The sequence below is a fragment of the Mycolicibacterium chubuense genome (assembly GCF_001044255.1).
Classification (GTDB): Bacteria; Actinomycetota; Actinomycetes; order Mycobacteriales; family Mycobacteriaceae; genus Mycobacterium; species Mycobacterium chubuense.
This window is the reverse complement of sequence record NZ_JYNX01000062.1, coordinates 51,038-76,398: the sequence shown is the minus strand read 5'-3', so window position 1 is coordinate 76,398 and position 25,361 is coordinate 51,038. Positions and strand designations below refer to the sequence as shown.

Here is a 25,361-nt window from a genome sequence, read left to right as displayed (position 1 = left end):
CGTCAGAGGAGAACGAACAATGACCACTGCAACAGTCGGCATGCTCGCCGGCGTGCTCCTCGGGGTGGCGGCGGCCGCGGGTGGCTTCACCGGCTTCCTCGTCGCCCTGATCCTGGGCGCGATCGGCTACGTCATCGGCGGACAGCGCGACGGCGAGTTCGACGTGACCACCTGGTTCCAGGGCCGGCGCCGTGGCTGAGACCGGCGCGGCCGTGCTCGACGCGGCTGCCCCGGTCACCGACCCCGGTGACCGTGGCAGCCTGCAGGTGCGCGGCCGCGCGATCGAGCATCTGGTGGAGGCCGCCGTGCTGACCACGCCGGGCGTGCGGCGGCACGGAAAGGCCCTCAGCGGCCTGATCGGCCACGATCTGCCGCGCGTCGACGCCGTCGTCGCCGGCGATCACGTCCGCACCGAGGTGGAGATCGCCGCGGAGTGGGGCCGCCCGCTGGCGGCCCTGGCGGCGGACGCGCGCTCCCGGATCACCACGGCGCTGCGTGATCACGCGGGGCTCGTGGTGGACGGCATCACCGTGCACGTCGCGGCGATCGTCACCCCCGAGGGGCGCACGAACGGAAGGACACTCTCATGACAACGCTGGAAACACCTGCAGCGCAGCATGTTTCGCTGCGACCAGGACCCACACCGGTCGCCGCGGCCGGGGCCAGCAAGGTCGCGGTGGCCCTGGCGCTCGTCCTGGCCGCCGCCGGCGGGGTCGCCGTCCGCGACGCGGTCGTCGGGCTGGGCTGGGCGTCCGGGTCCACCTGGCTGCCCGCGGTCGCCGACACGGTCGACGGGATCACCCCCGGCGGCTGGCTGGTTCCCGCGGGTGTGGTGCTGGTTCTGCTCGGCCTGCTGCTGATGGTGATCGCGCTGTCGCCCCGCCGGCGCACCGCGGTCGCGGTGCGCGCCGAGACGCCGATCTATCTGAGCGTGGACGGCATCGCCAAGTTGGCCGCCGCCCGCGCCCGCGACGTGGCCGGCGTGGTCGACGCGCGGGCGACCGCCTCCAAGCGTCGCGTCGTGCTGCGCTGCCGGGTCACCCGCGACGACGGCGGCGCGCTGCGCAGCACCATCACCGACGCGGTGACCCAGACCCTGGGTGCGCTCGAGCACCCGCCCCGAGTCGTCGTCCGCACCCGAACCGAGGAGACCTCATGAGCCGCATGTCCGTCGGCTTCGACCGCACCGTCACGTTTCTGACCGGCTTGGGCCTGCTCGCCCTGGGTCTGGCCGCCGTCGCCTGGCACAAAGGCGTCATCGGCGCGAACCGCGCCGTGCAGACGCCCCTGGGCGACTGGATGGCGACGTCCTGGTGGCCGTGGGCGGCAGGCGGCGCCGGGATCGTGTTGATCCTGCTGGCACTGCGGTGGCTGGCCGCGCACCGGTGGGCGGCCAGGGCCAGCCGGGTGAGCCTGCCCGGTGACGCCGGGTCGACCGCCGACGCCACATCGGTCGCGTCCGCGGCAGCCGACGCGCTGGGTGCCGACGCCGCGGTGACCAAGGCGTCCGGTGCGGCCTCGGTGCTGCGCGGGCGTCCGACGATCACCCTGACCGCGCGGGTGCCGGCCCGGCACGGCCTGCCCGCCGCCGTGGGCGCCGCCGACGAGGCCGCCCGCACCGCCGCGGTCATGCTGGGCGACAGCGTCGCCCTGCGGACCATCCTGCACATCGACACCAAGGCCGGGGCCGTCGTGCGATGACGGCAGTCGGGCAGGGCGGCCAGGTGCTGGTGCCCGGCGTGACGTGCTGGCGCACGGAACGCGCCGGGCGCTTCAGCCGCATCGTCGACGGCGCCGACTACCTCTACTACGTCAAAGAGGCCATGCTCGGGGCGCGCCGGCGGATCATGCTGATCGGTTGGGATCTCGACGCCCGCACCGCCTTCGAGCCCACCGGGGCGTCGCTGAGCGGCCCCAACCATCTCGGGCTGTTCCTGACCTGGCTGGTGTGGCGTCGCCCCGAGCTCGAGATCTACCTGCTCAAGTCCAATCTCAAGCTGCTGCCCGCGCTCGACGGGTTCTGGTTCGGTCTCACCCCGGTGTCGCTGGTGAACCGGCTGACCCTGCCGCGCATGCATTTCGCCGTCGACGGCGCCCGTCCCACTGGCGCGGTGCACCACCAGAAGATCGTCGTCATCGACGACGCGGTGGCGTTCTGCGGCGGCATCGACCTCACCCTCGGTCGCTGGGACCGGCGCGAACACGAGCGCCACGACCACGGCCGTTCGGCGGCGGGACACACCTACGGTCCTCGGCACGAGGTGGCCGCGGTGGTCGACGACCACGCGGCCAGAGCGCTGGCCGATCAGGCGCGCCAGCGGTGGCACGATGCGACCGGTGTGACGCTGCACCCGGTCAGCCCCGTGGGGCCGGTGTGGCCGCGCGGCCTGAACCCCGCGGTGCGCGACGTCGACGTCGCCATCGCCCGTACACAGCCCCCGCTGCGCACCCGCCCGGAGGTCCGCGAAGTCGAGGCGCTCAACCTCGCCGCGATCCGGCAGGCCCGCTCGGTCATCTACCTGGAGAACCAGTACCTCGCGTCGAGGCGGCTGGCCGACGCGCTCGCCGCGCGGCTGCGCGAGCCTGACGGCCCCGAGGTCGTGATCATCCTGCCCCGCAGCTCGGAGAGCCGGCTCGAGCAGGAGTCGATGGACAGCGCCCGCGAGCGGCTCCTGCGCAAACTGTGGAAAGCCGACGAGCACAACCGCTTCGGCGTCTACTGGCCCGTCACCACCGGCGGCATGTCGGTCTACGTCCATTCCAAGGTGATGGTGATCGATGACCGCCTGCTGCGCATCGGGTCGTCGAACCTGAACAACCGGTCACTCGGCTTCGACAGCGAGTGCGACGTCGCGGTCGAGGCCGGCGACCGCCCCGACGTCGCCCACGAAATCCTGCTCGCCCGAGACGATCTGGTGTCCGAGCACCTGGGTGTCTCGGTGAGCGACTTCCGGGCGGAACTGGAGCGGCGTGGCTCGTTCCTGGCCACCGTCAATGCGCTGCGCAGCACGGGACGGTCGCTGCGGAAGTTCACCCGGCACATGGTCTCCGGGGACGCCGGGCCGTTCGGGGAGAACGATCTGATGGATCCCGACCACGTCCCCTCCTCCCTGCTCGAGGGCTTCGGCAGCCTGGTGCACGGTCTGGTGATGTGGCCGGTGTCGCAGGTGTATCCCGCTGTCGTGTCGCACATCACGTCCCTGGCGCGTTCGGATCGCGACGCCGGGGACGACCAACCTGTGTCGGCACCCGCAGCGGGTGCTGCGAACACGAGAAGGGATGAGTGACATGGGATTCATCGACAAGGCCAAGAACGCCGCCGAGGACGCCGTGGGTCAGGTCAAGGAAGTGGTCGGTGACATCACCGGCAACGACGACCTGAAGGCCGAAGGCAAGAAGGATCAGGGCGTCTCGGGCGCCAAGAAGGTCGGCGAGAACATCAAGGACAAGTTCACCAGCTAGCCTTCTCCGCCGAACCGGCGGATGAGCTCGCGGCGATCGATCTTCCCGATCCCGCGCCGCGGCAGTTCGTCGACGACGTGCACCTCCCGGGGTGCCGCCGTCGCCGACAACGCCGCGCTGACATGAGAACGCAACTCGGGCAGCGTGATCGTCGCCCCGTCCACGACAACGACGGCGGCGACGACACGCTGCCCCAGTCGTTCGTCGGCCACCCCGAACACCGCGCAGTCGGCCACCGCGGGGTGCGTGGCCACCGCCGCTTCCACCAGCCCCGGCAACACCGTCAGACCTCCCGTGCTGATCGCGTCATCGACCCGACCGAGCACTCTCAGCACACCCGAATCATTTACTGCGCCAATGTCATCAGTGCGGAACCAGCCCGGTTCGGCGAACGGGTCCGGCGTCACCGGGTTCCGGTAGCCCGACGCCACCGTCGGCCCGCCCAGTGAGATCCGGCCCGCGTCGTCGAGCGACACCCGCACCCCGGTCAACGGGACCCCGTCGTAGACGCAGCCGCCCGCCGTCTCGCTCATCCCGTAGGTCCGAATAACCGAAAGCTTTGCTGCACTCGCCCTTTCGGCAATGGTCGCCGGCATCGGGCCGCCGCCGATCAGGATCGCGTCCAGCGAGGCCAGCGCCGCGGTCGCCCTCGGATCCCCGAGCGCCTTGTCCAGCTGGACGGCGACCAGCGAGGCGTACCGGCGGCCTGGACCCATCGTCTCGATCGCGGCCGTCAGCTCGGCCGGGCCGGCACCCGCGGGCACGGCCACCGGGGTGGTGCCCGCCACCACGCTGCGCACCAGCACCTGGAATCCGGCGACGTGGTAGGCCGGCAGCGCCAGCAGCCAGCGGCCGGGACCCCCGAGCCGGTCGTGGGTGGCGCCGGCGCTGGCGAGCAGCGCTGCCGCGGTCAACATCGCGCCCTTCGGGATGCCCGTGGTGCCCGACGTGGACAGCACGGCGGCCACCGTGTCGTCGATCGGCTCGCCGGCCCGCAGAGCGCGGGCCGTGGCGGCGGACTGCTCGGGATCGTCGGCGGGCACCGGCAGCAGGGTGGCCCGGGCGTCGAGCGCGTCGCCGATCGCATTCATCGCGGACAGCGCCGCGGCGCCTGAACCGACGGCGAGGGGGCGCAGCGCGGCTATGGGGTGTCCTCGCTGTCGCGGGGGTCGTCCAGCGGCCATCCCTGAGCCGCCAGCCGCTCGCGCACGCGCTCCACATCGTCGGGGGAGGGCAGATCGTCGGTGATCTGGGTGATCAGCACCCCGATGTCCACGCGGTCGATCCCATTGGCCGTCGGATCACCGAACTCCGCGCGGGCGGTGAGTTCGGCGACGACGGCTTTGACCTCGTCGTCGGTCAGGCGGCGGCGCAGCAGCGCCAACAGCGGGACGCGATCGGGGCCGGGCACCCCCTCCGGGTACCCGGCCGAGATCCACGCCACGATCTTGGCCAGAAACTTGGTCAACGCCATCTCCCACGAACGACCGCCGGGCGATCCGCCTTCGGCAGGTCGATAGTAGCCCCGGGACCTGCCCGACACGGCACGAGAGCTGTGCGCGGGCAACGGCTCCGGGCGGCAAGATGAACATCAGATGAACACCTGGCCTGCAGCAGAAAAAGTGCCTTTTGGCCTCTCGGTTTCGGGTCAATGTCGATTAGTCAAAAGCAATCGGAGACCAGCAGAATGAGCGCCATGAGCGCAGAGTTCATCATCCTGGTGCTGTTGATCGTCACAGCACTGGCGTTCGACTTCACCAACGGGTTCCACGACACCGGCAACGCGATGGCGACGTCGATCGCGACGGGTGCTCTCAAGCCGAAGACGGCGGTGCTGCTCGCCGGCGTCCTCAACCTGGTCGGCGCCTTCCTGTCGGTCGAGGTCGCGGTCACCGTCACGACGTCGGTGCTCAAGATCCAGGACAGCAAGACCGGCGCGCTGCTGCCGTCGATCGACGCCTCGACCGGGTTGACCATCATTTTCGCCGGCCTGATCGGCGGCATCCTGTGGAACCTGCTCACCTGGCTGTTCGGCATCCCGTCGAGTTCCTCGCACGCCCTGTTCGGTGGTCTGATCGGCGCGGGCCTCGCCGCGGTCGGGCTGAACGGCGTCAACTGGACCGGCGTCACCCAGAAGGTGCTGATCCCCGCCGTCGCCGCTCCGGTGATCGCGTGCCTGGTCGCCGCGTGCGGCACCTGGCTGGTCTACCGGATCACCCGCAAGGTGATGAAGAACCGTCGCGAGCAGGGCTTCCGCTGGGGCCAGATCGCCACCGCCTCGCTGGTGGCGCTCTCGCACGGCACCAACGACGCGCAGAAGACCATGGGCGTGATCGCGCTGGCGCTGATCACCACGGGCCACCTCACCGGCGATGTGAAGGCGAACGGGCTGCCGTTCTGGATCATCTTCAGCTGCGCCGTCGCGATCGGCCTGGGCACCTACATCGGTGGCTGGCGGGTCATCCGCACGCTGGGCAAGGGCCTGGTCGAGATCGAGTCCCCGCAGGGCCTGGCCGCCGAGGCGTCGTCGGCCGCGATCATCCTGAGCTCCAGCGCCGCCGGCATGGCGCTGTCCACCACGCACGTCGCGACCGGGTCGATCCTGGGCAGCGGCGTCGGAAAGCCGGGTGCCGAGGTGCGCTGGGCGGTCGCGGGCCGGATGGCGGTCGCGTGGCTGGTCACGCTGCCCGCAGCCGCACTGGTCGGCGCGCTCGCGTTCTGGCTGTCCCATGTCGTCGAAAGGCTCACCGGCGCGGCGCTGGCCGGTGACGGCCTGATCTTCCTGATCCTGGTCGGCCTTTCCTTCTACATGTGGTGGCGGGCGCAGCAGCAGAAGGTGGACCACCGCAATGTCAACGCCGACTGGGATACCTCTACCAACTCGGTGGTCCCGGCCGAGGTGCGCGACGCCCCGCCCGCAGAGTCCAAGCCGGCCGCCGCGGTCTGACCGACGCCGACAGCGAAGGAAATCCCATGACTTACCTGGAGAGCATCCTCAAGGTGCTCGTCATCGGTCTCGTTCTCGGCGCGGGCCTGCCGGCGATCTTCGCCACCGGCCTGGTGGCGTTCTCACGCGGTGCGGGTGACGACGGCACCGACGGCACCGCCGCCGTCGCGCCGAATCCGGCCCTCAAGTTCTTCGGTGTGGCGCTGTTCGTGTTCGTCGGCTGGGTGATCGTGACCGCGGTCCTGTGGATCACCCGCACGACGATCATTCACCACACCGGCATCGACCTGTTCCCCTTCCTCCCCAAGAAGTGAGCTGACACGCTGATGACCCAGAACGTCCTCAACAACGTTCTCGGGTGGCTCCACGAGGGCTACCCCCAAGGTGTTCCACAGACCGACTACTTCCCGCTGCTGGCGCTGCTGGCCCGGACGCTGTCCGAGGAGGAGGTCGTCAAGGTGGCGCAGACGGTGCTCAAGCGCGCTGATTCCGACACCGTCACGCCCGAGGAGATTCACGCGGCCATCCACCTGGTGACCGACAAGGAGCCCAACCCGGAGGAGATGCACCAGGTGGCGGCCCGCCTGGCCTCGGTCGGGTGGCCGCTGGCGGCGCCGGTCCGCTAGTCGCGCACGTCGCGACGCAGCGGATGGTCCTCGGGCACCTGCACGAAGATCAGGTCCACGCCGTCGGGATCGGTGACGTGCATCTCGAACAGCCCCCACGGCTCCCGACGCGCCTCGCGCGCGATCTGGATTCCCCGCTCCCGCAACGCGTTCTGTGTCGCGTGTAGGTCGCGAACCTGTAGCCACAGCGCCCCCGGGAACGGCGGCCCGCCGGCGGCCGGGGCGCCGTGGCCGGCGAGTTCGAGCAGCGACTGCCCGGCGTAGAACACCGTTCCCCCGGAGTACTCGCGGGCGATCGCGAGCCCCAGCCCGTCGCGGTAAAAGGCCAGCGATCGGTGGTAGTCCGCGGGACGGAACAGCACCCGGCTGGCCAGGATCTCCATGGCTTCAGTGTCTACCACGTCAGCCGATGCGGCGATCCGCGTCGGCCCAATAGGGTTCGCGCAGCGCGCGTTTGAGGATCTTGCCGCTGGGGGTGCGCGGCAGCGCGTCGACGAAGTCGACGGTCTTGGGCAGCTTGAACCCGCCGAGCCTGCCCCGCGCGTACCCGATCAGGTCTGCCTCGGTCAGATGCGCGCCCGGCGCAGCCACCACCACGGCCTTGACGGCCTCTCCCCAACGCGGGTCGGGGACGCCGATGACCGCGGCGTCGGCGACCCCGGGATGGGTCATCAGGACGTTCTCCACCTCGGCCGGGTACACGTTCTCCCCGCCCGAGACGATCATGTCCTTGATCCGGTCGTGCAGGTACAGGTAGCCGTCGGCGTCGAGATAGCCGGCGTCGCCGGTGCGTAGCCACCCGTCGGGGGTCAGCGTCGCCGCGGTCGCGTCGGGGTTGGCCCAGTAGCCCAGCATGTTCTGCGCCGAGCGGGTCCAGACCTCGCCGACGGTGCCTGTCGGAACGTGGGCACCGTCCCGGTCGACGACGCGAATCTGCACCCACGGATACGGTTTTCCGCACGACCGCATCAGCTCCGGGGAGTGCTCGTCGCCCCCGAGCTGGGTGATCGAGCCGGTGGTCTCGGTCATCCCGTACACCTGGGCGAAGACGCCGCCGAAGCGTGCGATCCCGCGGACCAGGACGTCGTCGCTGATCGGGGACGCGCCGTAGACGACGATCCGCAGGCTCGACAGGTCGGCCGCGTCGATGCCCGGCGTGTCGAGCAGGAACTGCACCACCGCGGGCACCACCAGCATGTTGGTGACGCGGTGAGTGGTGATCGCGTCGAGGATCGCCGCCGGGTCGACGTCGCGCAACACGACCGTCACCGCCCCGTGCCACAGTCCGGCGAACGCCCAGCCCGAACCGGCCATGTGGAACAGCGGCATCACCGCGAGGCTGACGGCGTCGGCGTCGAACCGCCACGGCCGTTCCACGCCGCTGGTCTTGCAGACGTAGTTGGCGTTGCTCAGCATGACGCCCTTGGGCAGCCCCGTCGTGCCGGAGGTGTACATCAGGAACACCAGGTCGTCGGGTCCGGTGACGACGCCGGGGTCGACCGCGGGATGCGCCTCCAGCCAGTCGTGCAGGTCCGGCCAGCGGGGGTGGGCGCCGATCGCGACGACGCGGGCGTCCAGGGCGGATTCGATCGCTTCGACGTGGCCGACGAAGTCGGCGCCGACGACCACCGCGGCGGCCCCGCAGTCGCCGATGATGTGCGCCATCTCCGGTGGCGCCAGCCGCCAGTTCACCGGCACGCCGACCGCGCCGAGCTTGGCCAGGCCGAACATCACGACGAAGAACTCGGCACCGTTGCGGTCGAGGAACGCCACCCGGTCGCCGGCCCCGACACCGGCCGCGGCGAACGCCTGCGCGGCCCGGTTGGACAGATGGTCGAGCTCGCCGAAGGTGATCGTGCGGTCGTCGACGATCAGGGCCGGCGCGGCCGGGCGATCACGGCCGTGCACGCGGACGACGTCGGCGACGCTGTGGATCACGGTGGTCGCTGTACGGGCGGACGACGTCACATGGTCCCCTGGCAGTGTCGACGAGTGTGTGGCGTGAGTCCCGGCCAGCGTAGTCCGGGGCAATCCTCGGGCAGATCGCCTACCCGCCTGGGCCGGCCGCGGACTGGAGTCTTCCACGAGCGCGGCGGACCGCCCAGTAGGTCACCAGAAGTGCCAACGCGAGCAAGGGGTAGCCCATCGCGATCCGTGCGAATGCCAGCCCGCCGACCGACCCTGCGTCGTAGAGCCAGTCCTGGACGACGTACCTCGCGGCGAAGACCGCGGCGAACGCCGCCGTCGCCACGTCGAACGCCCGCAGAGTGCTCCTGTCGGTGTGCCACGCCGTCCGCTCGCCCGCGCTGGTCAGCGCGTTCCAGATCACTCCCACCAACGGTCGTCGCACCACCAACGAAGCCGAGAACACCACGGCCAGAACGAGGCTCACCCAGATGCCGGGCAGGAAGTAGCCCTCGGCCGACCCGGTGTAGATCGCGATCAACGACGCCACGGCGACCCCGAGCAATCCGGAGACAGCCGGCTGGATCGGTTCTCTGCGCAGCACTCTCAACAGGATCAGGCCCACGCTCGCGCCGATGGCCACCACGATCGCCGGGACGAGTCCCGCGATCGTGTTGACGATGACGTAGGCGACCGGAGGGATGCTGGCGTAGACGAGCCCGGAAACTCCACCCATCCGCTCGAGCAGCGTCGGCTCCTGTCCGGTGGTCTGCGTCTCGGTCATGCCGCGTGTCCTTCCGGCCGCCCGCCCAGGTGCTCGGCGAGAAAGCGATCGACGGCACGGTACAGGTCGATGACGTTGTCGGGGTTGAGGAATCCGTGACCCTCGTCGTCCTTGACCATGTACTCGACATCGACGCCCCGCGCGCGCAGCGCTCCGACCATGTTGTCGGACTCCGCCTGCACGACCCGAGAGTCGTTGGCGCCCTGGACAACCAATAGCGGTGTGCGGATCCGGTCCACCTTGGTGATCGGGGAACGCGCCAGCATGTCCGCTTCCTGCTCCGGTATGTCGGGGTCACCGACGAACAGGTGCCAGTTGTTGGCCAGGTGCGGTCGCGCGACGACGGGAAGCGTCCGCATGAAGTTCGCCAGGCTGGAGATGCCCACGTAGTCGATGGCCGCGGCGAACACCTCCGGGGTGAAGGTGACCCCGACCAGCGCGGCGTATCCGCCGTAGGAGCCGCCGAAGATCGCGACCCGTTCGGGATCCGCGTAGCCCTGCTCGACCGCCCAGGTGACGCCGTCGATGAGGTCGTCGTGCATCTTGCCCGCGAACTCGCCGATCGCCGCTTTGACGAAATCCTTTCCGTAACCGGTCGATCCGCGGAAGTTGACCTGTAGCACCGCGTATCCGCGGTTGGCGAGCAGCTGCACGTCGGGCTGATAACCCCAGGTGTCGCGCGCCCACGGCCCGCCGTGCACCAGAAGAACCAGCGGCGCCGGGCCGGGCACGCCCGTCGGCCGCGTCAGGTACGAATGCAGATCCAGTCCGTCGCGAGACCGGATGGTGACCGGGCTCATCGTCGCCAGCGCCTCGGGATTCAGATGCGGGAACGGCCGGAACAGTTCCCGGCTCTCGCCCGTGCTGTGGTCGTAGTAGAAGGTGACCCCAGGCTCGCGGTCGTGGCTGAAGCTGACCACCCAGCGCTGCCCGCTGTCGTCCGACGAGACCTTGGCCAGATCGCCGTCGGACAGGTTCTCCAGGTTCTCGAGTACCGTGGCGAACTGCGGATCCAGGGCGCGGATCACCTGTCGCTCGCCGAGATAGCGCACTGCGAGCAGATCGCCGGTCCGCTGGCTCAGGATCAGCGGTTGCGGTAGCACGGGGGCGAGAGCCCCCATCGGGTCGATGCTGAGGGTCGGATGGCCGTCGACGTCGGTCTCCTCGCCGGTCGCGACGTCCAGACGCACCAGCGTTGTTCTGTCCGGGTGGCGGTTCGAACCGAGCCACAGGCCTTTACCGTCGGGCGTGGCCATCATCGGCCAGATGCTCAGTGTGTAGTCGGCGCCGTCGTACACCGCGAGGCAGCGCAGGCTCTGCTGCGGCGCGTCCCACGTCGACAGCTCGACGTCGCCGCCGGGAGTCAACGAGAAGGCGAACAGATCACCGGTGCGGCTCGGGAACCATCCGGCGACCTTTCCCGGGTTCTCGGCCAGCAGCGTCAATTCGCCGGTGGCGATGTCGAGTTCGTAGGCGTCGACCAGTTCGGGCGTCCGCCTGTTCATTCCGACCATCGCTTTGCCAGGGCATCCGGGCAGCAGCTCGAAGTACGTTCTGACGCCGGGGAACGGTGTGAGGTCGGCGGCGCGCGCCGAGGGGTCGTCCAGATCGACGCGGTAGATGTGCCAGTTCTCGTCGCCGCCGTTGTCCTGGGTGTACAGCAGCCACCGCGGATCGTCGGTCCACCGGTAGTCGATCACGCTGCGGGTCTCGTCGGCGGTGACGCAGCGCGCGGCGCGCCGGGAATCGACATCCTCGACCCACACGTTCAGACGGTTCCTCCACGGCGCCAGGTAGGCGATCCGGGTGCCGTCCGGGGAGATCGTGGCCTGGGTACGGGTGGGCGGGGAGAAGAAGTCCTCGACGGAGAGGTGTTCGCGTGTTGCCATGACTCCAGGACACACTCGGACGCTGCGGCACAGTCAAGTCGACCGGCTGTGGACAATGAAGCAGTGGCATGGAGCACCCGCGAAGTCGCCGAGCTGGCAGGCACCAGCGTGCGGGCGGTGCGGCACTACCACCAGGTCGGCCTGCTCGCCGAACCCGACCGCCGCAGCAACGGGTACAAGGAGTACGGCGTCGCGCACCTCGTCCGGCTGGTGCGTATCAAGCGACTCACCGACCTGGGTTTCTCGCTTCCCCAGATCGCCGCGATGGGCGATACCGACGATCATCCCGAGCAGGCGCTACGGGACCTCGACGCAGAACTCGCGGCCAGCATCGATCGGCTCCAGCAGGCGCGAAACGAACTCGCGCTGATCCTCGAGCAGTCCGCGCCCACCGACCTGCCGCCGGAGTTCGTCCCAGCGGACGCGGTGGCCAAGATGACCGACGCCGACCGCTCTCTCGTCGTCGTCCTGACCCGGGTGCTGGGCCCGCGGGGTCTGCAGGTCTATGCCGACCTGATCCAGAACGCGCCCGACGAACCCTCGATCGCGGCGTTCGACGACCTGGGGCCCGACGCCGATGACGCCACGCGCCAGGAGATGGCCGAACTGCTCGTCCCCTACATCCGCGCGCTTCATGCGGCACACCCGGGCCTCCGCGAGTTGCGCGTGGACGCACCCAGAGGGGAGCGCTTCGCCGACCAGACGATCGCCGAGGCCATGTCGGAGCTGTACAACGAAGCGCAACTCGATGTGCTCCGTCGATCGCAGGAGATCATGCGCGCCAACGAGACCGGCGCCGACTCAGCCCGCTGACAGGCCCGGCAGCGGCAGCGGCGCCAGGCGATAGCCGGGCGGCTCGGTGCCGTGCAGGTGCCGGACGAAGTAGTCCCAGGTGCGGCGGTACAGGTAATGCATGCGCCCGATCAGGGCGTGTTCGGCTCCGGGGATGATGACCATGTCGAAGTCCTTGTCCGCTTCGATGAGGGCATCGACGAGTCGCATGGTGTGGTACGGGTGCGCGTTGTCATCGAGCTCACCGTGGATGAGCAACAGCTTTCCCTGCAGATTGCCGGCCAGCGGCACATTCGAGATCGCCTGTTTGCCCTCGTCGCTGAGGTCGCCGTGGTACTTCTCCGCCCACATGGCCAGGTTCACCGCGTTGTCGTGATTGCCGGAGACCGCGACGGCGACCCGGTAGAACTCGGGATGCCGCAGCACCGCGCGGGCGGCGGCGAAACCGCCTGCGGACTGGCCGGTGATCCCGACCCGGCTCGTGTCGAGCCAGGGATACCGGTGTCCCAGTTCGCGGATCGCGGCGATGTGGTCGTCCAAGGCGCCGGCGTTGCCCAGGTCACCGTAGGAGTGGTCGTGAAAGGCTTTGCTGCGCCCCGCAGTACCGCGCCCGTCGATCGCGACCGCGGCGAAACCCAGCGCGGCATACGCTTCCGGTTCACCGAAGTGCGGCTCGTCGAACGACGGACCGGCCCGGAAGTTCTGCGGCCCGGGATAGATGTGCTCGATCACCGGGTAGCGGCGCTGCGGGTCGAACCCGTGCGGCCGCCACAGCAGGCCGTAGATCGGGGTCTTCCCGTCGGCCGCGGTGGCCCGGAACCGTTCGGGCGGACTCCAACCGAGGGCCTCCAATTGCTGCGTGCCGGGGGATTCCAGCTCGACGAGGACCTTTCCGTCGCCGTCCAGCACCACCGAGTGAGGCGGCCGGCTCGACGTCGAGGCCCGGTCGACGATGTAGCCACCCTCGGGTGGACTCACGGCGTCGTGGTCGAGGTGGTCGTCGGTCAATCGGGTGAACCCGGATCCGTCGAGATCGATTCGGCAGATCTGGCGCACATACGGGTCGTGCTCGAGGAGGCCGCCGGCCAGGAACCACACCTGCCGCCGGTCTTCGTCGACCCACAGCAGGCTGCGTACCAGCCACTGCCCCATGGTGACCTGGGTGACCTGCCGGCCGTCGGCCGAGTACAGATAGAGATGTCCCCAGCCGTCACGTTGGGACCACCACAGGATCTCCCCGGACTCCAGCACCCGCACCATTCCCGGTTCGCCCAGCTGCGGGGTCGGATCGACCCGGGTTTGCCCGGTCTCGGTGAGCACCGTCGTGGTCTCACCGGACGTCGGGTCGAGTCGACGGAGCTCCAGGGTGCGGGCATCGCGCGTCTGGTGCAGGAAGTGCACCGCCTCCCCGGACTTTCCGGACCACCAGGCATAGACGATGGCGGTCGGGTGCGTGATCGCCACCGGCTCGTGCTGCTGGCGGACGACGGTGCGCGAGTCGACGTCCAGGACGGTCCAGGACATCGTCGCCTGCGCTTCCTCCCCGGCCATCGGGTAGCGGGTGCGGTGCTCCACCGGGCGGCCGCCGTCGCGGGGGGCGGACTCGACGAGCACCAACTCGGGCAGGTCACGTTGGTCGATGCGCTGCGCCAGGATTCGGGTCGAGTCCGGTGACCACGACACGTGGAACAGCGGCGGCAGGCCGAGCATTCGCATCAGCGCTCTCGCCCCGGTCGCGTCCGGGACTCCGCCGTAGTCGAACAGCGGCTCGGCATCGTCGGTGAGACGGAATTCCTCCACGTCGTCCGAGGGTCGCTTCGCTCCTGCCCGCCGATCCGATTCCCCGGGTCGCTTCGCTCCTGCCCGCCGGACCCAGATGTCGCCGTCCCGCCCGAACGCCACCCACTCCTTGTCCGGGGACGTCACCCCGCCGAGGACAGCCGGTGGCGCGTCGTCCAGCGGCGTGCACGTGCCTGTGCTGTCCGACCACCGCCACCGCGACCCGAAGGCGGTGAATTCGATCGACTCCGCAATCTCGACCGCGGTGATGGGCAGATCCCCGGCGGTCACCGCGTGTCCCGAGGCCGCGGACAGGGCGGCGGCCAACCGGTCGTGGTCGAACGCGTCGCGGCGGGTGCCCTCACCCGGATCGACCACGACGAAGCGGCCGCCGACCTGATACCAGAACCGGCTGCCCTGGGAGAGCCACTGGGGTGTCACCGCACTTCCGGGCACCCGCCGCGCCCGGTACGGAGCCAGCATCTGCTCGGCGCGGGCGTAGTCGGAATCCGTCACCTGGGTCGCGTCGTCGGTCGTCACCCCGCCATGGAACACCCGGACGTAAGGGCATACTCAAGTGCTCGACGGCGCCCCAGCGTCACGGTCTGCGGGTGACGGCCTCCGGGGACGCTGTGGATCACTATCAGTCCCGCGGCTGCATGCGCTGACGTTTCATGATCGTGTCGACCGCGGCGGGGGCGATGCTGTTGATCGCGTGCGCGGTGACCGCGATGCGCGGGGCGATGCTCACCGGCCGGTGCCGGGCGGCGGTGATGATCCAGCCGGCGGCCTCCTCCGCCGACAGCCCGGGCAGCCCGTCGTACGCGCGGGTCGGCGCGATCATCGGGGTCTTCACCAGCGGGTAGTACAGCGTCGTGGAGTGCACGCCGCGGTCGCTCCACTCGGTCTCGATGATCCGGCTGATCGACGACAGCGCCGCCTTGGAGGCGTTGTAGACGCCGAACAGCGGCGGCGACTCGGTCTTCACGCCCCACGTCGAGACGTTGATGATGTGGCCGTCGCCCCGCTCGAGCATGCCGGGCGCCAGCCCGCGGATCAGCCGCACCGGGCCGTAGTAGTTCAGCGCCATCGTGCGTTCGACGTCGTGCCAGCGGTCCAGCGATTCGGCCAGCGGGCGCCGGATCGAGCGGCCGGCGTTGTTGACCAGGATGTCGATGCCGCCGAGCTCGCCCTCGACCGTGGCGACCAGCGCGTCGATCGCGTCCAGGTCGGACAGGTCGCACGCATGGGCGCGGGCGTCGCCGCCGGCGTCGGTGATCCGGGTGACCAGCGCGTCCAGCAGGTCCTCACGGCGGGCGACCACGACCACGGTCGCGCCCCGGCGGGCCAGCTTCTCCGCCGCGGCCTCCCCGATGCCCGACGAGGCGCCGGTCAGCAGGATCCGCTTGCCCTTCAGGTCGATGATCTCCCGGTCGGGACGGTACTGCAGCAGGGTCGGGATCAGCGGCGGCCGCATGCTGGTCAGCACCACCTGCTCGGCCAGCCGCCGCAACGGGTTCCTGCTCGCCATGGGTCGTCCTCTCGTGATTTCGGCGTACTTGGTCTCGCTCAGCGCGACCAACGACGCCGAAATCGCTCTAGAAGTAGCGGGGGAACGGCGTCCAGTCGGGGTCGCGCTTCTCCAGGAAGGCGTCGCGGCCCTCGACGGCTTCGTCGGTCATGTACGCCAGCCGCGTCGCCTCGCCGGCGAACAGCTGCTGGCCCACCAGCCCGTCGTCGAGCAGGTTGAACGCATACTTCAGCATCCGGATGGCCTGCGGCGACTTGCCGTTGATCTCCGAAGCCCATTGCAGCGCAACGTTTTCCAGCTCGGCGTGGTCGGCGACCTCGTTGACTGCGCCCATCGCGTGCATCTGTTCGGCGGTGTAGGGCCGGCCCAGGAAGAAGATCTCGCGGGCGAACTTCTGCCCGGTCTGGCGGGCCAGATACGCCGATCCGAAGCCGCCGTCGAAGCTGCCCACGTCGGCGTCGGTCTGCTTGAACCGGGCGTGCTCGCGGGAGGCGAGCGTCAGGTCGCAGACGACGTGCAGCGAGTGCCCGCCGCCGGCGGCCCAGCCGTTGACCAGACAGATCACCGGCTTGGGCATGAACCGGATGAGGCGCTGCACCTCGAGGATGTGCAGCCGGCCGGCCCGCGCCGGATCGACGGTCTCGGCGGTCTCACCGGCGGCGTACTGGTAGCCGGAGCGGCCGCGGATGCGCTGGTCGCCGCCCGAGCAGAACGCCCAGCCGCCGTCCTTGGGCGACGGACCGTTGCCGGTCAGCAGCACCACGCCGACGTCGGAGCTCATCCGGGCGTGGTCGAGCGCCCGGTAGAGCTCGTCGACGGTGTGCGGACGGAACGCGTTGCGCACCTCCGGGCGGTCGAACGCGACCCGCACCGTCGGCTGGCTGATGTGGCGGTGGTAGGTGATGTCGGTCAGGTCCCCGAAGCCGGCCACCGGCTCCCACAGACTGGCGTCGAACGGATTGCTCACCCGTCAGACGCTATCGAACCGGAACACCGAGCAGCGCCCGGCCAGCGCCTCGAACTCGTCGGGGTTCGGTCCGGTGACCAGTCCGGCGTTCTTCATGAAGCTCACCCCGGTCGGCACCAGGATCGGGAACTGCCGCAGCAGCGGGCGCGACTCCTCGGCGGGCAGCTCGACCATCCGCACCGGCTCGCGCACCTTGCCGCGCGTCAGCACCGCGTCCGGGTTGGTTTGCGCGTTGCGCACCCAGTCGGCGCCGGGGAAGCCGCCGACGACGTAACGCTTCCCGTCGACCTCGAACGGTGTGATGGGGGTGGACCGCGGCTGACCGGACTTGCGGCCCGTCACGGTCAGCACCATCGGTCCGTCTTTGATCAGCCCGATGCGCGACCCGGCGATCAGCACCTTGTTCAACGGCTTGAGCCACCACGGCGGCTGGGGATCGGCCATGGTCTCGACGGTAGGCGAAATCAGATCTGGATGCCGTGGGGCCACAGCGCCGCGACCAGCCCGTCGCGGCGCTCCCGCGTCGGCAGCGGATCGACGAGTGTGAACGCGCAGCCCAGCGCGCGGGCGCCGCCGTCGGCCTCGTCGCTGTCGCCGACCATCAGCGCGCGCTCGGCGGGCACCCCGACCTGCTCCAGCGCCGCGGTGAAGATCGCCGGGTCGGGCTTGACGGCGCCGACTTCGAAGGACAGCACGAACGCGTCGACGTCGCCGGCCACGCCGATCCTCTCGAACGCCGGCCGGATGTCGAACGCGATGTTGGACACCACCGCGGTCTTGATTCCGCGCTGGCGCAGGCCGGCGAGCACGGTCGCGGTGTCCGGGTAGGGCGTCCAGTACGCCGGGTCGATCACCTTGGCGTACAACGCTTCCGCGTGATGACGGGCCAGCCCGGACTCACGCAGCACGTGCAGGTACGCCTCCCGATGAAGGTGCGGGGCGAGGTCGCGGTTGACCCAGGCCTGCAGCGCCTCGGGGGTCATCGACACCGAGCGGCCGGTGGGGGCGGTCAGCCGGCGCACCAGCTCGGCCTGCACGTGTTCGTCCACCTCACGGTTGTCGGGGGTGTCGAGCTCCATGCCCGCGAACCAGCTCTCGTCCTCCTCGAGACGGAACAGGGTGCCCGAGAAGTCGAACAGCACAGCTTGCAGATCTGTCACGGCGTCGCCCACGTCCCCATCGTGCCAGGTGTGAAAACGTCGCTGAACGGCTAATTAAGGGCCATGCGCTTCTCCGCGACGGCTCCGTCGCAGATCGTCGTCGTGGTGCCCGCCCACAACGAAGCCGCTCACCTGCCCGCCTGCCTTCGTGCGCTGGCCACCGCGGCGCTGGCCGTCTCCGCCCCGGTCCTCACGGTCGTGGTGCTGGACAGCTGCGACGACGGCAGCGAACGGTTGGCGGGGGAGTTCGGTCCCGACGTGCACTTCGTCTCGGTCGAGGCCGGCAACGTCGGTGCGGCGCGTGCGGCCGGCTTCGCCTATGCGCGGGGGATCCACGACGGCGACGCGGCGACCTGGTACGCGACGACGGACGCCGACAGTCAGGTCGACGCCGACTGGCTGGTGCGGATGACGGCGCCGGGAGCCGACATGGTGCTCGGGGTGGTCCGGGTGCCGTCGTGGCGCAACTTCTCGATGGCTGTCGTCCGTCGCTACCTGAGCGCCTACAGATCCGGCGGGCCCGGCCATCACCACGTGCACGGCGCCAACATGGGCTTCCGCGCCGACGCCTACTGGCATGTCGGTGGGTTCCGCCCACTCGAGACCGGTGAGGACGTCGACCTCGTGGACCGCTTCAAGGCCGCGGGCCTGCAGGTCCACCGCGACAGCAGCCTGTCGGTGGCGACCTCCGATCGCGCCGAGGGGCGCGCCCCCAACGGATTCGCCGGCCACCTCAGGGGATTGTCGCGAAAAGCGGCCTCGTGAGCACAGGGTTGGTCAAGGAGTGGTTGGTCTCGGGTGAGCTCGACCTGCCGCTGCCGGGCCGCGGGGCGACCGCCCTGCGCTGGCAGCGGCTGACGGCGATGGCGGAGGTGGACGTCACCGCAGGACGGCTCGCCGAGGCGCATGCAGACGCGGTCGCCATTCTCGCCGAGCTCGGCGGTCCCCGTCCGGAGCAGGGCCAGTGGTGGGGCGTGTGGGCCGCGGAGGGCCCCGACGCGGTGTTGTCGGCGCGTGACGACGACGGCGGGGTCCGGCTGTCGGGAACCAAGGCCTGGTGTTCAGGCGCGGCCCTGTGCTCGCACGCTCTGGTCACCGCGCAGCTGCCGTCGGGGGAGCGGGGACTCTTCGCCGTCGATCTCCGCGCGCCGGGTGTCCGGCCGCTGCCCAGCACCTGGCGCAACGCCGGCATGGCCGACTCCGACACCCGGTCGGTGCGCTTCGAGGACACCCCGGCCGTCGCCGTCGGCGGGCCGGGCGAGTACCTGACCCGGCCCGGGTTCTGGCAGGGCGGAGCGGGTGTGGCGGCGTGCTGGCTCGGTGGCGCACGCGCGATCGCCGCGCCGCTGTATGCACGGGCGGCCGCGGACAAGGCCGACGCACACGCGCTGGCGCACCTGGGCGCGGTCGACGCGGCGCTGGCCGGCGCGGAGGCGACGCTGACCGCGGTGGCCGGCGACGTCGACGCGGATCCCGAAAACCGTTCCGGGCGTGCAGAACTGCTGGCCCGTCGGGCTCGCGCGGTGGTGGAGACCGCGGTGGACGAGGCGATCTCGCGGACGGGTCGCGCGCTGGGGCCGGCGCCGCTGTGCCTGGATCCCGAGCACGCGCGGCGGGTGGCCGACCTCTCGGTCTATGTACGACAGAGCCACGCCGAACGGGATCTGGAACGACTCGGTGTGCTCGCCGGAGCGTCGGCGTGACGGCCGCGCAGGTGGGAAATGGTGCGCGGCTGTCGGCGCAGCCCGTCCCCGACGGCGGCACCCCGACGCAGACCTGGGTCGACGCCGGGCTGCAGTTGCCGGAACTGGATCTGACGACCTGTCGCGAGCTGGTGGTCGTCGGTGCCCATCCCGACGACGAGACACTGGGTTTCGGTGCGACGGCGGCGCTGCTCGCGGAGTCCGGGGTGCGCGCGCAGATCGTGTCGGCCACCGACGGCGGCGCGGCCTACCCGGAACTGTCTCTGCTGCAACGGTATCGGCTCGAGCAGACGCGACGGGAGGAGCTGAGGCGCGCGGCCGGCGTGCTGGGCCTGTATGCGCCGGTCAGCCTCGGCCTCCCCGACGGGCAGGTGGCGGCGCACCAGCAGCGACTCGCCGATCTGCTCGTCGAGATCCTCGACGGAAAGCCGCCCGGCACGTGGTGCGCGGCGCCGTGGCGGGGCGACGGTCATCCCGATCACGAGGCGGTGGGCAGGGCGGCCGCGGTCGCGGTCGAGCAGACCGGGGCGGTGCTGGTGGAGTATCCGGTGTGGATGTGGCACTGGGCGCGGCCCGGCGACACGGCGGTGCCCTGGGGGCGTGCCCAGATGACGCGTCTGACGGAAGCGGCGCTGGAACGCAAGCAACGTGCGGCGCGGTGCTTCGAAAGTCAGTTCACCGCACCGACTCCCGGCGGCGAACCGGTACTTCCACCCGCGGTCGTGCACCGGCTGTTGACCGTCGGCGAGGTGGCATTCCGGTGAGTGCCCGGTTGCCCGACGCCTACTTCGACCGGATGTACGCCGGCGCCGACGACCCGTGGTCGCTGGGGACGCGGTGGTACGAACAGCGAAAGTACGCGATCACCACAGCCGTGCTGCCGTACCGGCGATACCGGCACGCGTTCGAGCCCGGCTGCTCGGTCGGCGTGCTCACCGCACTGTTGACCCGGCGCTGTGACCGCGTCACGAGCACCGACGTCAGCATCGCGGCGCTGGACGCCACGCATCGGCGTCTGTCGGCGGCCGGGGTGGCCGACCGGGTCCGACTGCTCCGTGGTTCGTTCGACGAGCCGTGGCCGGACGGCCCGTTCGACCTCGTGGTGCTGTCGGAACTGTGCTACTACCTGCAGCCCGAGACGTTGCGGCAGGTGCTCGACCGCGAGGTGCCCCGGCTGGCGCCGTCGGCCACCGTCGTCGCCGCGCACTGGCGGCACGCCGTCGACGACTATCCGATGAGCGGCGACACGGCCAACGACGTCATCTCACAGACCTCCGGGCTGCACCTCCTGGGCGGCTACCGGGACACAGACGTGGTCATCGACGTGTTCGACACGGCGAGCGCGGCATCGGTCGCCGAGCGCACGGCGGTACCCGGCGCTTAGCCATTGCGAGCGCGCATCGCTTTGTCCTGCAGCACCTTCCGTTCGGCCTCGTTGTCCGCCAACTGCGCGGCGCGGTCGAACTCGCCGGCCGCGTCGGCGTGCCTGCCCATCCGCGACAGCAGTTCTGCGCGCACGCTGGGCACCAGGTAGGAGCCCTCGAGGCCGCGGACGTCGTCGATCAGGCGCAACGCCGCGGCGGGGCCGGCCGCCGGGTCGGCCATGGCCACGGCCACCGCACGGTTGACCTCCACCACCGGGGAAGGGGCGAGTCGGCGCAGCGCGTCGTAGAGGGAGACGATGCGGGCCCAGTCGGTGTCGGCGGCGGTCGGCGCGACGGCGTGACACTCCGCCAGTGCGGCCTGAAGCGTGTACCAGCCCCATCCGATCTCGTTGCGCTGCAGTATCTCCGAGGCCCGGCTCAACGCGGCGACGCCACGCCCGATGGCGGCGCGGTCCCAGCGGGTGCGGTCCTGGTCCTCGAGCAGGATCGGCGTTCCGTCGGCGCGGGTGCGGGCGCCCAGGCGCGAAGACTGGAACTCCATCAGCGCCAGCAGGCCGGCCACCTCGGCCTCGTCGGGGAGCAGGGCTGCCAGTACCCGCCCGAGACGCATTGCCTCGCTGCACAATTCGTCGCGGATCCAACGGTCGCCGGAGGATGCCGAGTAGCCCTCGTTGAAGACCAGGTAGATCACGCTGAGAACGGCGGACAGTCGCTGGGGGTGGTCGGAGCGGTCGGGGATGTCGAACGGTACGCCGGTGAGCGCCTTCTTGGCACGGACGATACGTTGTGCGACGGTGGCTTTCGGGACGAGGAAGGCGGCGGCGATCTCGTCGGTGGTCAGGCCGCCGACCAGGCGCAGCGTCAGGGCGATCTGGCTTTCCCGCGGCAGGCTCGGATGAGCGGCCATGAAGACGAGCCGCAGCACGTCGTCGTCGATGCGGTCGGGATCCCAGGCGCTGTCGGTGACGGTCTCGAGTTCGCGGGCCAGCACCGCGTATTTGGCGTCGAGGTTGTCGCTGCGGCGCCAGTGGTCGATGGCCTTGCGCTTGGCGACGGTGGTCAGCCACGCGCCGGGATTGCGCGGCACCCCGCGCTCGGGCCACTGGGTGAGGGCGTCGACCAGGGCCTCGGCGGCCATGTCTTCGGCGAAGCTGACATCGCCGACCGCGGCGGTCAGCGTCGCGACGATCTTCGCGGCCTCCATACGCCACACCGCGTCGACGGTGCGCTGGACATCGGGGTCGGCCACGCCGCCATTTTCGTCCCCGCGAGCGTGCGTGTCTGCGGCCGCCACGCCGCGAGAAATCCCGAGAACGCGCACGCTCGTCAGCCGACCGTGCCTGATTGTCGGCTTCCTCCTCGGCTCGTCCCTCGCCGCATCGTCAGCCGACTGAACGCCCCGCGCCCTCCCAGAACTGCGCCCGCACCGCCTTCTTGTCCGGCTTACCCAGCGCGGTCACCGGCACGGAGTCGACGACGATCACCTGCTTCGGCGCATGCACCGAGCCCTTGCGCTCCTTGACCGCCACCTGGATCTCCGTGACCATCGCATCGACCGCGGCCTCGTCGGTCGCCGCATCGGGTCGCAGCACCACCACGGCCGTCACCGCCTCGCCCCACTTCTCGTCGGGCGTACCGATCACGCACACCTGTGCGACCGAGGGGTGTTCGGCCACAACGTCTTCCACCTCACGCGGGAACACGTTGAAGCCACCGGTGACGATCATGTCCTTGGTGCGGTCGACGATGTAGTAGAAGCCGTCGGAGTCTTCCCGGGCGAGGTCCCCGGTGTGCATCCACCCGTCCCGAAAGGTGTCGGCGGTGGCGTCCGGCAGCTTCCAGTACCCGCCCGACAGCAGCGGGCCGGAGACGCAGATCTCTCCCACCTCGCCCTGAGGCACCGGTTGGCCGTCGTCCCCCAGCAGCGCCACCCGCGCGAACAACGTGGGCCGTCCGCATGACGTCAGCCGCTTCTCGTCGTGATCCTTCTTGGCCAGGTAGGTGATCACCATCGGCGCCTCGGACTGGCCGTAGTACTGCGCGAAGATCGGTCCGAACCGCCGGATCGCCTCCTTCAGGCGCACCGGGTTCATCGCCGAGGCCCCGTAGTAGACGGTCTCCAGCGACGACAGGTCGCGGGTGTGCGAGTCGGGGTGGTCCATCAGCGCGTAGATCATCGACGGCACCAGCATCGTCGCGGTGATCTTCTGCTCCTCGATCACCCGCAGCACCTCGGCCGGGTCGAACTTGGTCAGCACGATCAGCTCGCCGCCCTTGACGATGACCGGTGTGAAGAACGCGGCGCCCGCATGCGACAGCGGCGTGCACATCAGGAAGCGCGGGTTCTCCGGCCACTCCCATTCGGCCAGCTGCACCGTCGTCATCGTGGTGATCGACTGCGTCGTGCCCATCACACCCTTGGGCTTGCCGGTGGTTCCGCCGGTGTACGTCAGCCCGCCGATGTGATCGGGCGGCAGATCGGCCGCCACCAGCGGTTGGGGCGTGTACTTCGCGGCTTCGGCACTGAGATCGACGGCGGTGACGTCGGCCAGCTCGGCAGGAACCGGACCGATGGTCAGGATCTGCTTGAGCGACGGCACCTTGTCCAGCAGACCCAGCGCCCGCTCGACGAACATCGGGTTGGGGTCGATGATCAGCGAGGTCACCTCGGCGTCGGCGAGCACGTAGGCGTGGTCGTCCAGCGATCCCAGAGGGTGTAGTGCCGTCCGGCGGTAGCCCTGGGTCTGGCCGGCGCCGATGATCATCAGCACCTCGGGCCGGTTCAGCGACAGCAGTCCGACAGCGGCGCCGGTGCCGGCCCCCAGCGCCTCGAAGGCCTGGATGTACTGGCTGATGCGATCGGCCAGCTCACCGCCGGTGAGCGTGGTGTCGCCGAGGAACAGCACGGGCCGGTCCCGGTGGCGCTTCAGCGCGCCGACGGTCAGGTGGCCGGAGTGCAGGGGATGCCGCAGCAGATCACTCATGCGCTACAGACTAGAACGTGTTCCAATTTTAGTCACCAGGCCCGGTACCCGGGGCGACGACGGCGGGGGCCGCTTAAGTCGCGTAGTCGACTACGCGCGATCGCAAATACTGCAGCCGAAACACTTTCCTCGACGGCAGGCAGAGCGCCGGCCGACACCGAGGGGAGAACTTCTGATGACCACCCGAACTGCCGTTTCGCTGGCCCTGGCCACCGCATTCGCCGGCTCGCTCGCAGCGATGCCCGTCGCGCACGCCGACCCGCTGGACGCGATCATCAACACCGTCAACAAGGACCGTCCGGCGCGCTGCCCGGCGCTGAAGTACGACAGAGGCGTCCTCGAGGGCGCTGCTCAGACCTATGCGCGCTCCGAGAACCCGGTCGACGGACAGCCCGCCGGATACAACGGGCGGACGCTCGCGTTCCTCGGGTCCGGTGATCCGCAGGCCGCGGCGACGACCAGCGCGTATTCGCGCGGTGCGGGCGGGGTGATCACCAACTGCGACTTCACCGACTTCGGTGTCGGCTTCGTCCGGCACGAGGATCGGGAGGTCGACGTGGTGACGATCGTGCTGGGCGCCCCGGCGAAGCCGGTCGAGGCGGCCCCGGCACCGGCCGCCAACCCGGCGCCCGCACCCGTCGCTGTGCCGGACCCCCCGAAGCCCGACCCCGTCGCTCCCACCGACGCGATCCGGTTGGCGTTCGACCGGGGGTTGACCAGCTGGACGGTGAACATCACCAACACCTCGGCGCTGGCCGGCACGTGCACCTACGTCGCGACGAACCCGGTGCTGCCGGGGGTCAACAAGACGTTCTCGATCGGCCCGAACGGCAGCACCAGCTTCCCGGTGCTCCCGCCGCCGCCGCTGTCGACCTACCACGTGACGGTGTCCTGCAAGGGCGACTTCAACGGCAAGAACGTCGAATTCGGCCACGTCGAACAGGACGTCTGACCGCCGCGCCGGCATGGCGGTCCGCACGGGCCGCCATGCCGGGGCGCTGGGGGCTCAGCCCGGGTAGCCCTCCTTCTTCCACTGCATCTCCTTCTGCACCCACTCGTTGTCCTGCGGGAACTCTTCGGTCTCGGTGATGCGCCGCACCTCGAGCCGCGCGCCGTGGCCCAGCGGGCACTTCAACGCCCACTGCTTGGCTTCCTCGATCGACGACACTCCGAGGATCCAGAAGCCGTTGAACAGTTCCTTGGCCTCGGTGTACGGGCCGTCGGTGATCACCGGCGTCTCGGCGTCGAAGTTCACGACGAAACCCTCCTCGGGCCCTGCCAGGCCTTCTCCTGCGAGCAGCACCCCGGCTTTGAGGAGCTCCTCGTTGTAGCGGCCCATCGCGGCGATGACCTCGTTGAAGTCGACGTTCTCCATGGCCTTCTCGGCCTCGGGGGTGGACCGCAGGATCAGCATGTAGCGGGTCATGGTCTCTCTCCTTCTTTCTCG

General features: G+C 70.0%; 29 protein-coding genes. 15 read left to right on the top strand and 14 right to left on the bottom strand.

Features of this window, described 5'->3' with window-relative positions; all coding sequences use genetic code 11:
• The first annotated feature begins 19 nt into the window (after positions 1–19).
• Genes MCHUDSM44219_RS23565 through MCHUDSM44219_RS23540 form a run of 6 tightly spaced genes read left to right on the top strand, consistent with a single transcriptional unit; the run spans position 20 to position 3,462 of the window.
• Complete coding sequence (locus MCHUDSM44219_RS23565) at positions 20–199, top strand: hypothetical protein (RefSeq protein ID WP_048420681.1); 180 nt, start codon at positions 20–22, stop codon at positions 197–199.
• Complete coding sequence (locus MCHUDSM44219_RS23560) at positions 192–590, top strand: Asp23/Gls24 family envelope stress response protein (RefSeq protein ID WP_048420680.1); 399 nt, start codon at positions 192–194, stop codon at positions 588–590. Before MCHUDSM44219_RS23565 ends, MCHUDSM44219_RS23560 begins: the two co-directional genes overlap by 8 nt.
• Positions 587–1,159, top strand: a complete 573-nt coding sequence (locus MCHUDSM44219_RS28570; protein WP_053081367.1) for a DUF6286 domain-containing protein — start codon at positions 587–589, stop codon at positions 1,157–1,159. Before MCHUDSM44219_RS23560 ends, MCHUDSM44219_RS28570 begins: the two co-directional genes overlap by 4 nt.
• Positions 1,156–1,701 carry a hypothetical protein gene (locus MCHUDSM44219_RS23550; protein ID WP_112744719.1) on the top strand — a complete coding sequence of 182 codons (546 nt, stop codon included), beginning with the start codon at positions 1,156–1,158 and terminating at the stop codon, positions 1,699–1,701. Before MCHUDSM44219_RS28570 ends, MCHUDSM44219_RS23550 begins: the two co-directional genes overlap by 4 nt.
• On the top strand, positions 1,698–3,287 hold the full coding sequence (locus tag MCHUDSM44219_RS23545) for a phospholipase D-like domain-containing protein (RefSeq protein ID WP_048420679.1): 1,590 nt from the start codon (positions 1,698–1,700) through the stop codon (positions 3,285–3,287). Before MCHUDSM44219_RS23550 ends, MCHUDSM44219_RS23545 begins: the two co-directional genes overlap by 4 nt.
• The gene (locus tag MCHUDSM44219_RS23540; RefSeq protein ID WP_407661860.1) at positions 3,280–3,462 is read left to right on the top strand and encodes a CsbD family protein; all 183 of its coding nucleotides are present in this window, start codon (positions 3,280–3,282) and stop codon (positions 3,460–3,462) included. Before MCHUDSM44219_RS23545 ends, MCHUDSM44219_RS23540 begins: the two co-directional genes overlap by 8 nt.
• Here the strand turns inward: MCHUDSM44219_RS23540 and menE are convergent.
• Complete coding sequence (menE, locus tag MCHUDSM44219_RS23535) at positions 3,459–4,553, bottom strand: o-succinylbenzoate--CoA ligase (RefSeq protein ID WP_048420677.1); 1,095 nt, start codon at positions 4,551–4,553, stop codon at positions 3,459–3,461. The two genes, MCHUDSM44219_RS23540 and menE, sit on opposite strands and share 4 nt — an antisense overlap.
• 50 nt (positions 4,554–4,603) lie before the next feature.
• A complete protein-coding gene (locus MCHUDSM44219_RS23530) occupies positions 4,604–4,930 on the bottom strand; it encodes a DUF3349 domain-containing protein (protein WP_082162362.1) in 327 nt (108 codons plus the stop codon).
• Positions 4,931–5,158: 228 nt separating this feature from the next.
• Between MCHUDSM44219_RS23530 and MCHUDSM44219_RS23525 the strand changes: the two genes are divergently transcribed.
• The 3 genes from MCHUDSM44219_RS23525 to MCHUDSM44219_RS23515 are packed head-to-tail and all read left to right on the top strand — an operon-like array spanning position 5,159 to position 7,035.
• Positions 5,159–6,409, top strand: a complete 1,251-nt coding sequence (locus tag MCHUDSM44219_RS23525; RefSeq protein ID WP_048420705.1) for an inorganic phosphate transporter — start codon at positions 5,159–5,161, stop codon at positions 6,407–6,409.
• 26 nt (positions 6,410–6,435) lie between these two features.
• Positions 6,436–6,723 carry a hypothetical protein gene (locus MCHUDSM44219_RS23520; RefSeq protein WP_048420675.1) on the top strand — a complete coding sequence of 96 codons (288 nt, stop codon included), beginning with the start codon at positions 6,436–6,438 and terminating at the stop codon, positions 6,721–6,723.
• A gap of 12 nt (positions 6,724–6,735) precedes the next feature.
• Entirely contained in the window at positions 6,736–7,035 is a 300-nt protein-coding gene (locus MCHUDSM44219_RS23515; RefSeq protein WP_048420674.1) for a DUF3349 domain-containing protein, read from the top strand.
• Here the strand turns inward: MCHUDSM44219_RS23515 and MCHUDSM44219_RS23510 are convergent.
• The 4 genes from MCHUDSM44219_RS23510 to MCHUDSM44219_RS23495 form a co-directional block, all read right to left on the bottom strand.
• Complete coding sequence (locus tag MCHUDSM44219_RS23510) at positions 7,032–7,418, bottom strand: VOC family protein (RefSeq protein ID WP_048420673.1); 387 nt, start codon at positions 7,416–7,418, stop codon at positions 7,032–7,034. The genes MCHUDSM44219_RS23515 and MCHUDSM44219_RS23510 overlap by 4 nt on opposite strands.
• Before the next feature lie 19 nt (positions 7,419–7,437).
• Positions 7,438–8,973 carry a long-chain-fatty-acid--CoA ligase gene (locus MCHUDSM44219_RS23505; protein ID WP_048420704.1) on the bottom strand — a complete coding sequence of 512 codons (1,536 nt, stop codon included), beginning with the start codon at positions 8,971–8,973 and terminating at the stop codon, positions 7,438–7,440.
• Between the two features lie 109 nt (positions 8,974–9,082).
• The gene (locus tag MCHUDSM44219_RS23500; RefSeq protein ID WP_048420672.1) at positions 9,083–9,724 is read right to left on the bottom strand and encodes a DUF3159 domain-containing protein; all 642 of its coding nucleotides are present in this window, start codon (positions 9,722–9,724) and stop codon (positions 9,083–9,085) included.
• Positions 9,721–11,613, bottom strand: a complete 1,893-nt coding sequence (locus MCHUDSM44219_RS23495; protein ID WP_048420671.1) for a S9 family peptidase — start codon at positions 11,611–11,613, stop codon at positions 9,721–9,723. The genes MCHUDSM44219_RS23500 and MCHUDSM44219_RS23495 overlap by 4 nt, the downstream gene beginning before the upstream one ends.
• Positions 11,614–11,676: 63 nt before the next feature.
• Here MCHUDSM44219_RS23495 and MCHUDSM44219_RS23490 point away from each other — a divergent pair, with 63 nt between their 5' ends.
• Positions 11,677–12,426: a helix-turn-helix domain-containing protein gene (locus MCHUDSM44219_RS23490; RefSeq protein ID WP_048420670.1), complete on the top strand. Its 750-nt coding sequence runs from the start codon at positions 11,677–11,679 to the stop codon at positions 12,424–12,426.
• Here MCHUDSM44219_RS23490 and MCHUDSM44219_RS23485 read toward each other — a convergent pair.
• The 5 genes from MCHUDSM44219_RS23485 to MCHUDSM44219_RS23465 form a co-directional block, all read right to left on the bottom strand.
• Positions 12,415–14,667 (bottom strand): S9 family peptidase, encoded by a 2,253-nt coding sequence (locus MCHUDSM44219_RS23485; protein WP_048420703.1) that lies wholly within the window; start codon positions 14,665–14,667, stop codon positions 12,415–12,417. The two genes, MCHUDSM44219_RS23490 and MCHUDSM44219_RS23485, sit on opposite strands and share 12 nt — an antisense overlap.
• 160 nt (positions 14,668–14,827) lie before the next feature.
• Positions 14,828–15,715, bottom strand: coding sequence for an SDR family oxidoreductase (locus MCHUDSM44219_RS23480; RefSeq protein ID WP_048420669.1), 888 nt, complete (start codon positions 15,713–15,715; stop codon positions 14,828–14,830).
• A 67-nt stretch (positions 15,716–15,782) separates the two neighbouring features.
• Positions 15,783–16,682: a 1,4-dihydroxy-2-naphthoyl-CoA synthase gene (locus tag MCHUDSM44219_RS23475; RefSeq protein WP_048420668.1), complete on the bottom strand. Its 900-nt coding sequence runs from the start codon at positions 16,680–16,682 to the stop codon at positions 15,783–15,785.
• 3 nt (positions 16,683–16,685) lie between these two features.
• Positions 16,686–17,126 carry a nitroreductase family deazaflavin-dependent oxidoreductase gene (locus MCHUDSM44219_RS23470; protein WP_048420667.1) on the bottom strand — a complete coding sequence of 147 codons (441 nt, stop codon included), beginning with the start codon at positions 17,124–17,126 and terminating at the stop codon, positions 16,686–16,688.
• Between the two features lie 20 nt (positions 17,127–17,146).
• Complete coding sequence (locus MCHUDSM44219_RS23465; protein ID WP_048420702.1) at positions 17,147–17,842, bottom strand: HAD family hydrolase; 696 nt, start codon at positions 17,840–17,842, stop codon at positions 17,147–17,149.
• A 63-nt stretch (positions 17,843–17,905) separates the two neighbouring features.
• Here MCHUDSM44219_RS23465 and MCHUDSM44219_RS23460 point away from each other — a divergent pair, with 63 nt between their 5' ends.
• Genes MCHUDSM44219_RS23460 through MCHUDSM44219_RS23445 form a run of 4 tightly spaced genes read left to right on the top strand, consistent with a single transcriptional unit; the run spans position 17,906 to position 20,929 of the window.
• Complete coding sequence (locus MCHUDSM44219_RS23460) at positions 17,906–18,607, top strand: glycosyltransferase family 2 protein (RefSeq protein WP_048420666.1); 702 nt, start codon at positions 17,906–17,908, stop codon at positions 18,605–18,607.
• Positions 18,604–19,545, top strand: coding sequence for an acyl-CoA dehydrogenase family protein (locus tag MCHUDSM44219_RS23455; RefSeq protein ID WP_048420665.1), 942 nt, complete (start codon positions 18,604–18,606; stop codon positions 19,543–19,545). The genes MCHUDSM44219_RS23460 and MCHUDSM44219_RS23455 overlap by 4 nt, the downstream gene beginning before the upstream one ends.
• Positions 19,542–20,309: a PIG-L deacetylase family protein gene (locus tag MCHUDSM44219_RS23450; RefSeq protein WP_048420664.1), complete on the top strand. Its 768-nt coding sequence runs from the start codon at positions 19,542–19,544 to the stop codon at positions 20,307–20,309. Before MCHUDSM44219_RS23455 ends, MCHUDSM44219_RS23450 begins: the two co-directional genes overlap by 4 nt.
• On the top strand, positions 20,306–20,929 hold the full coding sequence (locus MCHUDSM44219_RS23445; protein WP_236695570.1) for a class I SAM-dependent methyltransferase: 624 nt from the start codon (positions 20,306–20,308) through the stop codon (positions 20,927–20,929). Before MCHUDSM44219_RS23450 ends, MCHUDSM44219_RS23445 begins: the two co-directional genes overlap by 4 nt.
• Here the strand turns inward: MCHUDSM44219_RS23445 and MCHUDSM44219_RS23440 are convergent.
• Both MCHUDSM44219_RS23440 and fadD8 read right to left on the bottom strand, forming a co-directional pair.
• Entirely contained in the window at positions 20,926–22,134 is a 1,209-nt protein-coding gene (locus MCHUDSM44219_RS23440; RefSeq protein ID WP_048420700.1) for an RNA polymerase sigma factor, read from the bottom strand. The genes MCHUDSM44219_RS23445 and MCHUDSM44219_RS23440 overlap by 4 nt on opposite strands.
• A gap of 178 nt (positions 22,135–22,312) precedes the next feature.
• Positions 22,313–23,914: a fatty-acid--CoA ligase FadD8 gene (gene fadD8, locus MCHUDSM44219_RS23435; RefSeq protein WP_048420663.1), complete on the bottom strand. Its 1,602-nt coding sequence runs from the start codon at positions 23,912–23,914 to the stop codon at positions 22,313–22,315.
• Between the two features lie 175 nt (positions 23,915–24,089).
• Here fadD8 and MCHUDSM44219_RS30550 point away from each other — a divergent pair, with 175 nt between their 5' ends.
• The gene (locus tag MCHUDSM44219_RS30550; RefSeq protein ID WP_048420662.1) at positions 24,090–24,866 is read left to right on the top strand and encodes a CAP domain-containing protein; all 777 of its coding nucleotides are present in this window, start codon (positions 24,090–24,092) and stop codon (positions 24,864–24,866) included.
• Between the two features lie 54 nt (positions 24,867–24,920).
• Here MCHUDSM44219_RS30550 and MCHUDSM44219_RS23425 read toward each other — a convergent pair whose 3' ends face one another.
• Positions 24,921–25,340, bottom strand: a complete 420-nt coding sequence (locus MCHUDSM44219_RS23425) for a YciI family protein (protein WP_048420661.1) — start codon at positions 25,338–25,340, stop codon at positions 24,921–24,923.
• Positions 25,341–25,361: the final 21 nt, after the last annotated feature.